Annotated in this window: 12 protein-coding genes and 1 pseudogene; 5 read left to right on the forward strand and 8 right to left on the reverse strand. The window is 70.1% G+C overall.

Going from position 1 to position 12,817, the window contains the following annotated elements:
• Both CCN72_RS22355 and dacB read right to left on the reverse strand, forming a co-directional pair.
• A pseudogene (locus CCN72_RS22355) lies at positions 1–332 on the reverse strand (zinc-dependent metalloprotease); the annotation flags it as partial.
• 69 nt (positions 333–401) lie between these two features.
• Complete coding sequence (dacB, locus tag CCN72_RS22360; protein WP_086809058.1) at positions 402–1,958, reverse strand: D-alanyl-D-alanine carboxypeptidase/D-alanyl-D-alanine endopeptidase; 1,557 nt, start codon at positions 1,956–1,958, stop codon at positions 402–404.
• A 124-nt stretch (positions 1,959–2,082) separates the two neighbouring features.
• On the opposite strand from dacB, the gene CCN72_RS22365 reads away from it, so the two are divergent.
• Positions 2,083–2,574 (forward strand): inorganic diphosphatase, encoded by a 492-nt coding sequence (locus CCN72_RS22365; protein ID WP_037660367.1) that lies wholly within the window; start codon positions 2,083–2,085, stop codon positions 2,572–2,574.
• A gap of 114 nt (positions 2,575–2,688) precedes the next feature.
• Positions 2,689–4,344: a threonine/serine exporter family protein gene (locus tag CCN72_RS22370; protein WP_086809059.1), complete on the forward strand. Its 1,656-nt coding sequence runs from the start codon at positions 2,689–2,691 to the stop codon at positions 4,342–4,344.
• A gap of 5 nt (positions 4,345–4,349) precedes the next feature.
• Here the strand turns inward: CCN72_RS22370 and CCN72_RS22375 are convergent, their stop codons facing one another.
• A complete protein-coding gene (locus tag CCN72_RS22375) occupies positions 4,350–5,378 on the reverse strand; it encodes a DedA family protein (protein ID WP_086809060.1) in 1,029 nt (342 codons plus the stop codon).
• A 134-nt stretch (positions 5,379–5,512) separates the two neighbouring features.
• On the opposite strand from CCN72_RS22375, the gene CCN72_RS22380 reads away from it, so the two are divergent.
• The gene (locus CCN72_RS22380) at positions 5,513–5,878 is read left to right on the forward strand and encodes a YbjQ family protein (RefSeq protein ID WP_086809061.1); all 366 of its coding nucleotides are present in this window, start codon (positions 5,513–5,515) and stop codon (positions 5,876–5,878) included.
• Between the two features lie 37 nt (positions 5,879–5,915).
• Here CCN72_RS22380 and CCN72_RS22385 read toward each other — a convergent pair whose 3' ends face one another.
• Positions 5,916–6,677, reverse strand: coding sequence for a MerR family transcriptional regulator (locus CCN72_RS22385; RefSeq protein WP_086809062.1), 762 nt, complete (start codon positions 6,675–6,677; stop codon positions 5,916–5,918).
• Positions 6,678–6,855: 178 nt separating this feature from the next.
• Here CCN72_RS22385 and gad point away from each other — a divergent pair, with 178 nt between their 5' ends.
• Positions 6,856–8,262, forward strand: a complete 1,407-nt coding sequence (gad, locus tag CCN72_RS22390) for a glutamate decarboxylase (RefSeq protein ID WP_085565894.1) — start codon at positions 6,856–6,858, stop codon at positions 8,260–8,262.
• A gap of 38 nt (positions 8,263–8,300) precedes the next feature.
• Here the strand turns inward: gad and CCN72_RS22395 are convergent, their stop codons facing one another.
• From CCN72_RS22395 to CCN72_RS22405, 3 genes are all read right to left on the reverse strand, one after another.
• Positions 8,301–8,843, reverse strand: coding sequence for a DinB family protein (locus tag CCN72_RS22395; protein ID WP_086809063.1), 543 nt, complete (start codon positions 8,841–8,843; stop codon positions 8,301–8,303).
• Positions 8,844–8,963: 120 nt separating this feature from the next.
• Positions 8,964–10,424: an aldehyde dehydrogenase family protein gene (locus tag CCN72_RS22400; RefSeq protein ID WP_037660378.1), complete on the reverse strand. Its 1,461-nt coding sequence runs from the start codon at positions 10,422–10,424 to the stop codon at positions 8,964–8,966.
• Between the two features lie 75 nt (positions 10,425–10,499).
• The gene (locus CCN72_RS22405) at positions 10,500–11,324 is read right to left on the reverse strand and encodes a helix-turn-helix domain-containing protein (protein ID WP_086809079.1); all 825 of its coding nucleotides are present in this window, start codon (positions 11,322–11,324) and stop codon (positions 10,500–10,502) included.
• A 365-nt stretch (positions 11,325–11,689) separates the two neighbouring features.
• On the opposite strand from CCN72_RS22405, the gene CCN72_RS22415 reads away from it, so the two are divergent.
• Positions 11,690–12,166: an ATP-binding protein gene (locus tag CCN72_RS22415; protein WP_085565890.1), complete on the forward strand. Its 477-nt coding sequence runs from the start codon at positions 11,690–11,692 to the stop codon at positions 12,164–12,166.
• A gap of 68 nt (positions 12,167–12,234) precedes the next feature.
• On the opposite strand, the gene CCN72_RS22420 is transcribed toward CCN72_RS22415, so the two are convergent.
• The gene (locus CCN72_RS22420) at positions 12,235–12,504 is read right to left on the reverse strand and encodes a DUF397 domain-containing protein (RefSeq protein WP_085565889.1); all 270 of its coding nucleotides are present in this window, start codon (positions 12,502–12,504) and stop codon (positions 12,235–12,237) included.
• Between the last annotated feature and the right edge of the window lie 313 nt (positions 12,505–12,817).

The raw sequence follows: 12,817 nt of genomic DNA on the forward strand, positions 1-12,817 counted from the left end.
CGGCGGGCAGATCGCGGCCGGCGGGGGCGAAGGTCTCGTACTGGCCGAGGACGCGGGAGGAGAGGAACGAGAGCAGCATGCCCAGTTCCACGCCGGTGACCTTGCCGCCGACGGCGCCGAGGACGGCGCTGCCCGNNATTGGCCCGGACCCAGCCGGGGCGGTCGACGACGAGCACGGGGGTGTCATGGCTCTGCTCGGTCTCCAGCCGGGTGAAGCCCCTCACGTGCTCCTCCGAGGCCTTCGCGTGCCGCCGCAGCTCCGCGACGACGGACCGGGCCTCGTCACGCGAGACGTCGGGGCCGGGCCGTACGAGCCGAGTCGCGGTCGCCACCGCGAGGTNNGGTGGGACACCGGGTCGGCGCGGGCCCGCCGCGGTGCCCCCGGCGGGTGCCCCGCCGGGTCAGCCGCAGCCACACGCCGACAGCGCCGTCGCCGTCTTGTCCAGGGCCGACTGGGCGGCCATCGGGTCGGTGGTGCCGGTGGCCAGGAAGGCGAAGGCGAGCAGTCGGCCGTCCCGGTCGACGACGGTGCCGGCCAGGGTGTTGACGCCGGTCAGGGTGCCCGTCTTGGCGTGCACGAGACCGGCCGCGCCATCGGCGTAGCGGGCGCTGAGCGTGCCGGTGAAGTGGGCGATGGGCAGGCCGGTGAGCAGGGGGCGCAGACCGGGGTGGTCGGGGGTGCCGGCCTTGACCAGGATCGCGGTCAGCAGGTCGGCCGTGAGCCGGTCGTCGCGGTCGAGGCCGCTGCCGTCGTGGAAAGCCGTGCCGGTGAGCGGCAGGCCCAGCTTCCGCAGCTGCCCGGCGATCGCCTTCGCGCCCCCGTCGAAGCTGCCGGGCTGCCCGCTCGCGAGGGCGGTCTGCCGGGCGAGGGCCTCGGCGATGTCGTTGTCGCTGTTGGTCAGCATGCGTTCGACCAGGGCGGACAGCGGCGGCGAGGAAACGCTCGCGACGGTCTCGGCGCCCGCGGTGCCCTTGGCCGGGGCGGGGCCGGTCGTATCGACGCCGGCGGCCTTGAGGAAGCCCGCGAACTTCCGCGCCGCGTCCTGCGCCGGGTCGGCGACCCGGCGCACGGGCCCGCTGGTGGAGTTGTCGGTACGGCCCTCGTCGGCGATCAGCGCGCTGACCGGGGCCAGGTTGTCGTTGACCCCGATGGGGTGCAGGGCGGGACCGGCGTAGAGCGTCGTGTCGTACGACAGTGCGATCTTGTGGATGCCGCGTTCCCGCAGCGTGGCCGCCGTCCGTGTCGCCAGGGTGCGCAGGCTCGCCCATCCGTCGGCCTTGGCGTGCGCGGTGAGCGTGGGGTCGCCGCCGCCGACCAGGACGAGTTCGCGGGTGCCGCCCAGGAGCGCGGTCCGGGTGGTGAAGCGGTGGTCCGGGCCGAGCACGTTCAGCGCGGCCGTGGCGGTGGCGAGCTTGGTGGTGGAGGCGGGCGTGAGCCCCTTGCCGGGTCCGACGCTGTAGAGCCGCTTGCCGGTGGCCACGTCGACCACCACCGCCGTATGGCCGTCCCCGAGCGCGGCGGAGCCCAGGAGCGGCCCCAGGACGTCCGCCAGGGCCGTGCCGCCCGCCGCCGGGGCCTGCCGGGTGTCCACGGGGCTGGTCGCGGCGCCCAGGCCCGCCAGGACGGCCGGGGCGCTCGGCGCGGGCCGCGGGCCGCCCGCCGCGGGGCCCGGCCCGTGATCTGCGCCACGTGCGTGCTCCAGGGCGGTCGCCCGGTCCCGCTCGGCCGTACGCTGACCGGTGGCGTCCCACGGCCCGGACAGGGTCACCACGCCGGCGGCGAGCACCAGGCCGGCGGTGGCGGCGCCCGCGGTGTACTGCAAGGTGCTGAGGGAACGCGGACGGGGGAGGTCGGCGAGCAGCGGTCGTACCGTGGAAATCAAGCGTGTGACCTGCGGCTTCGCCGTTCTTACGGCGTGCGCGAGACGCGGTCGTACGGCGCTCGCGATCCGCCTCACCCGCGGTCCCGCGGCCCGCCAAGGCCCGAGCTCTGGCACGACCACCAGCCCCTTTCGCGATCACACACCTGCGTGAGGGACACTTAATCACCAGAACTATGTGCTGATCATGAAGGAGCCACCGGTGGAGTTCGACGTCACGATCGAGATCCCGAAGGGTTCGCGCAACAAGTACGAGGTGGACCACGAGACCGGTCGGATCCGTCTGGACCGTCGCCTCTTCACCTCGACCGCTTACCCGACCGACTACGGATTCGTCGAGAACACCCTCGGCGAGGACGGCGACCCGCTGGACGCGCTGGTCATCCTTGACGAGCCGACCTTCCCGGGCTGCCTGATCAAGTGCCGCGCGATCGGCATGTTCCGGATGACGGACGAGGCGGGCGGCGACGACAAGCTGCTGTGCGTGCCGGCCACCGACCCCCGGGTGGAGCACCTGCGCGACATCCACCACGTGTCGGAGTTCGACCGCCTGGAGATCCAGCACTTCTTCGAGGTCTACAAGGATCTGGAGCCCGGCAAGTCCGTCGAGGGCGCCAACTGGGTGGGCCGTACGGAGGCCGAGCAGGAGATCGAGCGGTCCTACAAGCGCTTCAAGGAGCAGGGCGGTCACTGACCCCTGGTTCACGAGACGGGCCGCACGCTTTTGTGTGCGGCCCGTTTGCATGCCCGCCCGCGGTGCATGCGCATACTGAGGCCAGCGGAAGGTGTCGTTCAGGGACGGTGCGAGGTGACGGAGGCGGACGACCGCAAGCCCCGGTCGGACGAGGCGCGGTACGACCCGGAGATCACATCGGAGTTCGCCATCCCCAAGGGACTCGACGTCCCGAAGACGGGGGGCGAGCCGGAGACGACCTCCGAGTTCCAGGTGCCGCAGGGGCTGCTCACGCCGCAGCCGCCGGCCGGTGAGCCGGAGGGGTCGGCGTTCAGCACGCCGCGCACGTACGACCCCCAGGGCGGCCTGGCCGCGTTCACGCCGGCCACCGGGGTGCCCCTGGTCAGCCTGGTCAAGGACGCTCCTTGGCAGGACCGGATGCGCACCATGCTGCGCATGTCGGTGGCGGACCGCCCGGCGCCCGAACCGGTGCAGCACGAGGAGGAGAGCGGCCCGGCCGTCCCGCGCGTGCTGGACCTGACCCTGCGTATCGGTGAGCTGCTGCTGGCGGGCGGCGAGGGCGCGGAGGACGTGGAGGCCGCGATGTTCGCGGTGTGCCGGTCCTACGGCCTGGACCGCTGCGAGCCCAACGTCACCTTCACCCTGCTGTCGATCTCGCACCAGCCGTCCCTGGTCGACGACCCGGTGACGGCCTCGCGGACGGTACGGCGCCGGGGCACCGACTACACCCGGCTGGCGGCCGTCTTCCGGCTGGTGGACGACCTGACCGATCCCGAGACCCATGTCTCCCTGGAGGAGGCCTACCGGCGCCTCGCGGAGATACGGCGCAACCGGCACCCCTACCCCGGCTGGGCGCTGACCCTGGCCAGCGGGCTGCTGGCGGGCGCCGCCTCGATACTCGTCGGCGGCGATGTGATCGTGTTCTTCGCGGCGGCGGTCGGCGCGATGCTCGGCGACCGGCTCGCCTGGCTGTGCGCGGGGCGCGGGCTGCCGGAGTTCTACCAGTTCACCGTGGCCGCGATGCCGCCGGCGGCGATCGGGGTGGCGTTCGCGCTGGCCCATGTGGATGTGAAGGCGTCCGCGGTGATCACCGGTGGACTGTTCGCGCTGCTGCCCGGACGGGCGCTGGTGGCGGGCGTCCAGGACGGTCTGACGGGCTTCTACATCACCGCCTCGGCCCGCCTCCTGGAGGTCCTGTACTTCTTCGTGGGCATCGTCGCCGGGGTGCTGCTCGTCCTGTACTTCGGTGTGAAGCTGGGCGGCAAGCTCAACCCGGAGGCGGCGCTGCACATCTCCGAGCGGCCCCTGATCCAGATCGCGGCCTCCATGCTGCTGTCGCTGACCTTCGCGGTGCTGCTCCAGCAGGAACGGTCCACCGTGCTCTGGGTGACCCTCAACGGAGGCGTCGCCTGGAGTGTGTACGGCGCGATGCACTATGTCGCCGACCTGTCGCCGGTGGCCTCCACGGCCGTCGCCGCGGGCCTGGTCGGGCTGTTCGGGCAGCTGCTGTCCCGCTACCGCTTCGCCTCCGCGCTGCCGTACACCACGGCCGCGATCGGGCCGCTGCTGCCCGGTTCCGCCACGTACTTCGGGCTGCTGAACATGGCGCAGAACAACGTGGACAAGGGGCTGGTGTCACTGGCCAACGCGGCGTCGCTGGCCATGGCGATCGCGATCGGGGTCAATCTGGGCTCGGAGATCTTCCGGCTGTTCCTGCGGGTCGGCTCCCCCGGTAAGCGCCGGGCGGCGAAGCGGACCAGGGGTTTCTGAGGGGCTCACTGCTCCCGGTAGTCGTACGGGTACTGGCCCTGATTCTGGCTCTGGCCCTGCTGCTGCGGGTACTGCCGCGGGTCGTAGTACGGCTGCTGGGGCTGGTTCCAGTCCTGCTGCTGGGGCTGCTGGTACTGCGGCTGCTGATACTGCGGCTGATGCTGGGGCTGGTTGCCGTAGCCCTGGCCGCCGTAACCCTCCTGGTGGCCGTAACCCTGGTCGTGCCCCTGACCGCCATACTGCTGCTCGCCGTACGGCTGCTCGCCGTACTGCTGCCCGCCGTACGGCTGCTGCTGCCCGTGGCGCTCGTCCGGCTCGATGCGGCGCAGCCGGGTGGTGGCGTCGTCCATGACCGGCGGCTGCGGGAACCGCGGCGCCTCGGCGGCGGGGCGGGGCTGCTCCGCGGGGGCCTTCTTGCTCTTGGCGCGCGCCCTGAGGTACTCGATCGCGATCGGCACCACCGAGACGAGGACGATCAGGATCAGGATCGCCTCGATGTTGTTCTTGACGACGGCGATGTTGCCGAGCCAGGAGCCGAGCAGCGTGACACCCGCGCCCCACAGGGTGCCGCCGATGACGTTGAAGATCAGGAAGGAGCGGTAGCGCATGCCGCTCACGCCCGCGATGATCGGCGTGAAGGTGCGCACCACGGGCACGAAGCGGGCCAGGATCAGCGACTTGGGGCCGTACTTCTCGAAGAACTCGTGCGCCTTGACGACGTTCTCCTGTTTGAACAGGCGCGAGTCGGGCCGGTTGAACAGGGACGGGCCGACCTTCTTGCCGAACATGTAGCCCGCCTGGTCGCCGAGGATCGCGGCGACGCAGATCAGGGCGATCGCGCCCCACAGCGGGAAGTCCAGCTGATGCGAGGTGATCAGCAGACCGCAGGTGAACAGCAGCGAGTCACCGGGCAGGAAGAAGCCGATGAGCAGGCCGGACTCGGCGAAGACTATGAGCAGCAGACCCCAGATGCTGTACGTGTCGAGCAGATAGTTGGGATCGAGCCAGCTCGGGCCTAGGGCGAGTGTCATCACGGGTCCGGGCTCCTGAAGGGGGGAGAAGGGGCGGCTACGGTGACCGAGTAGGGCCGCACAAAGCTATCAACGTGACGTGACCGCCCCGGGTTCCCCCGATGACGCCCGGGACGACGGGAAGAAAGCGGTGGTCCATGGGACTCGACGACTTCGGCGGCGGTCAGGGACCCCAGCCGGACGTACTGGTCGTGACGACGAACGACGTGCCGGGCCACCGGGTGGAGCAGGTGATCGGCGAGGTCTTCGGGCTCACCGTGCGCTCCCGGCACCTGGGCAGCCAGATCGGCGCCGGGCTGAAGTCGATGATCGGCGGCGAGCTGAAGGGGCTCACCAAGACGCTGGTGCAGACCCGCAACCAGGCCATGGAGCGCCTGGTGGAGCAGGCACGCGCGCGGGGCGCCAACGGGGTGCTCGCGTTCCGGTTCGACGTGGCGGAGGCGGCCGACGTGGGCACCGAGGTCTGCGCGTACGGCACGGCGGTGGTCCTGGCCCGGGAGTGACCCGGGGCCAGGACCGGTTCGGGGGCGCGGCGGCCGCTCAGGAGGCCCCCCGGTCGGCGTTCGCCAGGATCGCGGCGTGCAGGTGTTCGGCGAAACCGGGGTGCATCGCGTCGTAGTACGCCTTGAAGCGCTCGTCGGCGACATACATCTCGGCGAGACAGCGGTGCATCGTGTACGGGCACTCGTAGAACCACCGGCCGATGTGCTGCCGGTGCTCCTCGGCCATGGCCCTGGCGGCCTCCCCCGTCGCGGGCTCGCCGGCGGCCACCAGGCGGGTGTAGCGCTCGCTCCAGTCGTCGGCCTCGGCCCGGAGCCGCTTCCAGTCCTCCTTGCCGTAAGCGGCGGCGGCCCGCTGGGACTCGGCCCACTGCGCCGTGCCGCCCCAGCGGGCCTCCGCCTCCTCGGCGTACTGCTCGGGATCCTCGTCCCCGAACACCTCGAAGCGCTCCTCGGGTGTCAGATCGATGCCCATCCTGCGTGCCTCCATGGCGTGTTCCACGGCTTCGGCCATCCGGCGCAGCTTCTCGATCCGGGCGGTCAGCAGGGCGTGCTGCCGGCGCAGCTGCGCGCGCGGGTCCGCGTCCGGGTCGTCGAGCAGCACCGCGACCTCGTCGAGCGGAAAGCCGAGCTCCCGGTAGAACAGGATCCGCTGGAGCCGGTCGAGGTCGGCGTCGGTGTAGCGGCGGTGACCCGCATGGGTGCGCCCGCCGGGCGCCAGGAGGCCGATCTCGTCGTAGTGGTGCAGGGTGCGCACCGTGACACCGGCGAACCCCGCGACCTGTCCCACGGAGTAGCCCAACTGTCCACTCCCTTCCGTTCGTCGGTCGGTACGACGGTCAGCCTGCGGCCTCACGTGACGTGAGGTGCAAGTCCGCGGCGACCCTGATGCCGGGGCACGGGGGTCAGGGTAGGCGTCCGGGTCATTCCGGATGTCGGGGTGGTGCGGCCTTGCATAAGGTGGCGGCGAGGAGGCAGCCATGGCCCTGCACAAAGGTCCGCAGAAGCATCAGGAGCGGGTGTTGTCCGTCAACCCGTTCTTCGGGGAGGCGAACCCGGTCGGCGGTATGACCGAGGCCCCGCCCACGCACCGGCTTCCGGACGCCCCGATGCCGCCCACGACCGCGTATCAGCTGGTGCACGACGAGCTGATGCTGGACGGCAATTCCCGGCTGAATCTGGCCACGTTCGTCAGCACCTGGATGGAGCCGCAGGCCGGCGTGCTGATGTCGGAGTGCCGGGACAAGAACATGATCGACAAGGACGAGTATCCGCGCACCGCCGAACTGGAGCGGCGCTGCGTGGCGATGCTCGCGGATCTGTGGAACGCGCCGGATCCGGCGGCCGCGGTGGGCTGTTCGACCACGGGGTCCAGCGAGGCGTGCATGCTGGCCGGGATGGCCCTGAAGCGGCGCTGGACGCAGCGCAACGCCGACCGGTACCCGGGCGCCCGGCCCAACCTGGTGATGGGGATCAACGTCCAGGTGTGCTGGGAGAAGTTCTGCAACTTCTGGGAGGTGGAGGCGCGGCTGATCCCCATGGACGGCGACCGCTACCACCTGGACCCGCGGGCGGCGGCCGAGCTGTGCGACGAGAACACCATCGGTGTCGTCGGCATCCTCGGCTCGACCTTCGACGGTTCCTACGAGCCGATCGCCGAGCTGTGCGCGGCCCTGGACGCCCTTCAGGAGCGCACCGGCCTGGACATCCCGGTGCATGTGGACGGAGCCTCCGGCGCGATGGTGGCGCCCTTCCTGGACGAAGACCTGGTGTGGGACTTCCGGCTGCCGCGGGTGGCCTCCATCAACACCTCGGGGCACAAGTACGGACTGGTGTACCCCGGTGTCGGCTGGGCCCTGTGGCGGGACTCGGAGGCGCTGCCCGAGGAGCTGGTCTTCCGGGTGAACTACCTGGGCGGCGACATGCCGACCTTCGCCCTGAACTTCTCCCGCCCCGGCGCCCAGGTCGTCGCGCAGTACTACAACTTCCTGCGCCTGGGCCGCGAGGGCTACCGCGCGGTCCAGCAGTCCACCCGTGACGTGGCCCGCTCCCTCGCCGACCGCATCGAGGGTCTCGGCGACTTCCGGCTGCTGACCCGGGGCGACGAACTCCCGGTGTTCGCGCTGACCACGGCCGACCATGTCACGGCGTACGACGTCTTCGACGTCTCCCGCCGGATGCGCGAGAGCGGCTGGCTGGTCCCGGCGTACACCTTCCCGGCCAACCGTGAGGATCTCTCCGTCCTGCGCATCGTCTGCCGCAACGGCTTCTCGCACGACCTGGCCGACCTCTTCCTGGACGACCTGACCCGCCTCCTGCCGGAACTGCGCCGCCAGCCGCATCCGCTGAACCGGGACAAGGCGGCGGCGACGAGCTTCCACCACTAGGACGCCGACGGACAGGACGGCGCGGTGGCCGGCTCCGGTCAGCCCCGCGCCCGCTCCAGGGCCACCAGCTCGAACGCGGTCTTCCCGTCGAGGGACTCGCGGACGATGTCGGCGTGGCCGGCGTGGCGGGCGGTCTCCCGGATCAGATGGAGGCAGAGCCAGCGCAGGGAGACCCGGCCCTCCGGCGGGAACCAGGGGTCCGGCGGAAGCGGGAAGGTGTCGTCCAGGCTCGGCGCGGAGCGGATGAACTTCTCCGTGTCGGCGGCGACCCGCTCCCAGTGGGCGAGCTGCGAGGCCACCGTCTCCTCGCCGACCAGCTCGAAGCTCTCGTGCCAGTTGGACTGATCCCGCCGTACCGGCGGCGCCTCCTGCCTGGCCCGGGCAAGCCACATCTGCTCGACCTCGGCGGCGTGCTTGAGCAGCCCGCCCAGCGACAGCTCGCTCGCGCTCGGCCGGCTGCGGGCCTGCTCTTCGGTCAGCCCGAGCACCGACCGGCGGATCCCGCCGCGCTGCTCCTCGATGAACGCCAGCAGCGCTCCCCGCTCGTCGCCCCGCACCTCTGCGGACACATGCGTGACCATGACCGGTCGCCTTTCCTCGGTTCGCCGTGGCGTTCGCCCCGACGTCGAAAAAGCTACGGGCCCTCTAGGCCAGATCCTGTCCTAAAGGGCCCGCGGGGCGATCGGGACGACCAGCGGCGATCAGAACGGGAAGCCGCTGCGCCCGTGCTGGACGGAGATCCACTTGACCGTGGTGAACGCCTCCAGGGTCGTCTCGCCGTTGAGCCGGCCGACACCGGAGTGCTTCTCGCCGCCGAAGGGCACTATCGGCTCGTCGTGCACGGTGCCGTCGTTCACATGGAACATGCCGGTGTCGACCCGCTTGGCGAAGGAGACGCCCCGCTCGATGTTCCCGGTGTGCACGGCGCCGCTGAGGCCGTAGGGCGTGTCGTTGACGATCCGCACGGCCTCCTCCTCGCCGTCGAACGGCACCAGGAAGACGACCGGTCCGAACACCTCCTGCTGGAGCAGCGGGGAGTCGGCGGGGACGCCGGTGAGCACCGAGGGCTCGACCAGGTTGTTGGTCGTACCGCCGTGCACCAGCGCCGTCGCGCCCTCCGCGAGCGCCTGCTCGACCACACCGGAAACGGCGTTCGCCTGCGCGGAGTTGATCACCGGGCCGATGACGGTCTCCGGGTCGCTCGGGTCGCCCACCTTGAGGGTGCGCACCTTGGCGACGAACTTCTCGGTGAACTCGTCCGCGACCGAGCGGTCCACCAGGACCCGGTTGGCGGCCATGCAGACCTGCCCCTGGTGCACGAACCGGCTGAAGACCGCCGCGTCCACCGCGTAGTCGAGGTCCGCGTCATCCAGCACCACCAGCGCGCTGTTGCCGCCCAGTTCGAGCACCGAGCGCTTGAAGTTCGCGGCGCAGACCGTGGCCACATGCCGGCCCACCTGGTCGGAGCCGGTGAAGGAGATGACCTTCGGGACGGGGTGCTCGATGAAGGCGTCGCCGATCTCGGCGATGTCGGTGACGACCACGTTCAGCAGCCCGGCGGGCAGGCCCGCCTCCTCGAAGAGCCGGGCGATCAGGGTGCCGCCCGCGATCGGGGTGTTCTGGTGCGGCTTGAGCACCACGCCGTTGCCGAGCGCGAGGGCCGGGGCGACGGACTTCAGCGACAGCAGGAAGGGGAAGTTGAAGGGGCTGATCACGCCCACGACGCCCACCGGGACCCGGTAGACGCGGTTCTCCTTGCCCTCACCCGGGGAGGGCAGGATCCTGCCCTCGGGGCGCAGCGCCAGGTGGACGGACTCGCGCAGGAACTCCTTGGCGAGGTGCAGCTCGAAGCCGGCCTTCACCCGGGTGCCGCCGAGCTCCGCGATGATCAGGTCGGCTATCTCCTGCTCGCGGTCCTCGACCAGCCTGAGCACCCGCTCGAACACCGAGCGCCGGGCGTACGGGTTGGTGTCCGCCCATGCCTTCTGGGCGCGCTCGGCGGCCCGGTATGCCTGGTCGACCTCGTCGACGGTGGCCACGGTGATCGAGGCCAGCTTCTCGTCGTCGTACGGGTTGAAGTCGATGACGTCCCAGGAACCGCTGCCCGGTCGCCATTCGCCGTCGATGTACTGCTGGGCCAGGTCGCTGAAATAGGACGACATGTGATCCCTCAATCACTAGCGGAGCCGGAACCCGGCCACGGTCTGAGTCTGATCACGCGTCATCCTACTTGCGGGTCAGGAGAGTTGGAGTAGTCCTCTCAGAAGATCACGGCTCTCGTCCGGGCCCGGGCTGTCCTGCTGCAACTCCTTCAGCGCCTGCTCGTACTGGGCCACGTCCTCGCGCTTGTCGAGGTACAGGGCACTGGTCAGCTGCTCCAGGTAGACGACGTCGGAGAGGTCGGACTCGGGGAAGCTGAGGATGGTGAAGGCGCCGCTCTCGCCGGAGTGCCCGCCGAAGCTGAACGGCATGACCTGGAGCCGCACATTGGGCCGCTCGGAGATGTCGATGAGGTGCTGGAGCTGGCCGCGCATCACCTCGCGGTCGCCGTAGGGACGGCGCAGGGCGGCCTCGTCCAGGACGATGTGGAACTCGGGGGCGTTGTCGGAGAACAGGTACTTCTGGCGCTCCAGGCGCAGCGCGACCCGCCGTTCGACGTCGTCGACGCTCGCGCCCTTCATGCCGCGCCGGACGACCGCGCGGGCGTACTCCTCGGTCTGGAGCAGACCGTGCACGAACTGCACCTCGTAGGCGCGGAGCAGGGTGGCGGCGCCCTCCAGGCCCACATAGGTGGGGAACCAGTTGGGCAGGACGTCGCTGTAACTGTGCCACCAGCCCGCCACGTTGGCCTCGCGGGCGAGGGACAGCAGCGACTGGCGCTCCGCCTCGTCCGTGATGCCGTACAGCGTCAGCAGGTCCTCGACGTCCCTCGTCTTGAAGCTCACCCGGCCCAGCTCCATCCGGCTGATCTTCGACTCGGACGCTCGGATGGAATACCCCGCCGCCTCACGCGTGATCCCCCGAGCTTCACGCAGTCGCCTGAGTTGCGAGCCGAGCAGCATCCGCCGCACCACCGATCCGGGCTCTCCCGCGCTCACGTTCGCCAGCCTCCCCAACCGTCTTCAGGGGCCGAAGTCTGCCACTAAAACGCTTCGCGCAGTACTCGTACGGTTACGGAAACGGAGAGCACGGGGCCGTTTCCGACAGGCAGGGCGAGGAGAAGGTCGGTACCACTGGCGGAAACCGTCATGGAGATGGCAGAAAAAATGGCCAAGAAGCGGTACGGGACTGTCCATTTCGGTCGCGTGCACGTGCATCTGCCCTTGCATCTGCTCTTCCCATCCGAAACCATGGTCCCGCGCCACCGCTGCATCGCAACGACCGCGAATTCCCGGGAGTGCCTCGCATGGGGACGAATGGATCGACCATGCTCAAGCCGTTACGGCAGGGCCTTCCGCCGTTGGACCCCGCGGCCGTGTCCAGCGCCGCGTCCTGTGCTCTGCCGGCGCGGTACGAAGCGGTGCGCGAGGCTCGGCGGTTCACCCGGGACACCCTTGAACAGTGGGGCGTGAACGAGCGCTTCGACGATGTCTGCCTGGTCGTCTCCGAACTCGTCACCAATGCGCTGCGGCATGCGCTGCCGGGCGAGCACGGGTGTACGGAGGAGCATGTCTCCTCGGTACGGCTGCACTTGATGCGGTGGGCCGAGCGGCTGGTCTGCGCGGTACGGGACCCCAGTCATGAGTCGCCGGTGCCGCGGGACTCCGACGACTTCTCGGCGGAGTCCGGACGGGGGCTCTTCCTGGTCGAGTCCTTCGCGGACAGCTGGGGCTGGCATCCGCTGGCCGGTCCGCTGGAAGGGAAGGTCGTCTGGGCGATGTTCCACGTGGAACACCCGGCCTGACCGTCTACGCGCGTCGCCGTCTTCCCTTTTCCTCGCCCGCACACCGGCATACCCGGGTGCGGGCGAGTTCAGCTTGTGATCAGGTGGTCGAACTCGCCGTCCTTGACGCCCAGCAGCATCGCTTCTATCTCGGCCCGTGTGTAAACCAGCGCGGGACCGTCCGGGAAGCGGGAGTTGCGGACGGCGACCTCACCACCCGGCAGACGCGCGAACTCCACGCACGAGCCCTGCGAGTTGCTGTGCCTGCTCTTCTGCCAGGCCACTCCGTCCAGCTGCGTGGCAGCCATGCCGTTGTACACGTCGTACCCCCCGAACACGCCGTCAACGTCGCGGTCCACAGGTCGCTCCCCGGTGTGCACTGGCTGGTGAGGCCATAGATGCGGTGGTCAACTGACCTGGATCATAACCCCCGCCTCACGTGCAACTGCACGAGCAGATGCACGTGCACGGCGAGTGTGCTCACAGTTACAGCCTTGACGCGCGCTTTACCTGACGATGTGCGACCGTATGCCGCCGTTTTCGCCGAAGCCGTCTCAGCGCCTGCCCTGGAGCGGGCGATGCATGCCCGCCCCGCTTCCCTCCGACCATGATCATCCATGGCGCGGGTCGGGCCGGATCACCGGGATCGGATTCCTTGTGCACAAGGAAGAG

Source organism: Streptomyces murinus, from assembly GCF_002154555.1.
GTDB lineage: Bacteria > Actinomycetota > Actinomycetes > Streptomycetales > Streptomycetaceae > Streptomyces > Streptomyces murinus.

Bases quoted from the DNA above. Each gene is read 5' to 3' on its own strand.
- CCN72_RS22380 (WP_086809061.1), top strand. From the start codon at position 5,513: ATGGGACTCGACGACTTCGGCGGCGGTCAGGGACCCCAGCCGGACGTA.
- gad (WP_085565894.1), top strand. From the start codon at position 6,856: ATGGCCCTGCACAAAGGTCCGCAGAAGCATCAGGAGCGGGTGTTGTCC.
- CCN72_RS22395 (WP_086809063.1), bottom strand. From the start codon at position 8,843: ATGGTCACGCATGTGTCCGCAGAGGTGCGGGGCGACGAGCGGGGAGCG.
- CCN72_RS22400 (WP_037660378.1), bottom strand. From the start codon at position 10,424: ATGTCGTCCTATTTCAGCGACCTGGCCCAGCAGTACATCGACGGCGAA.
- CCN72_RS22405 (WP_086809079.1), bottom strand. From the start codon at position 11,324: ATGCTGCTCGGCTCGCAACTCAGGCGACTGCGTGAAGCTCGGGGGATC.
- CCN72_RS22415 (WP_085565890.1), top strand. From the start codon at position 11,690: ATGCTCAAGCCGTTACGGCAGGGCCTTCCGCCGTTGGACCCCGCGGCC.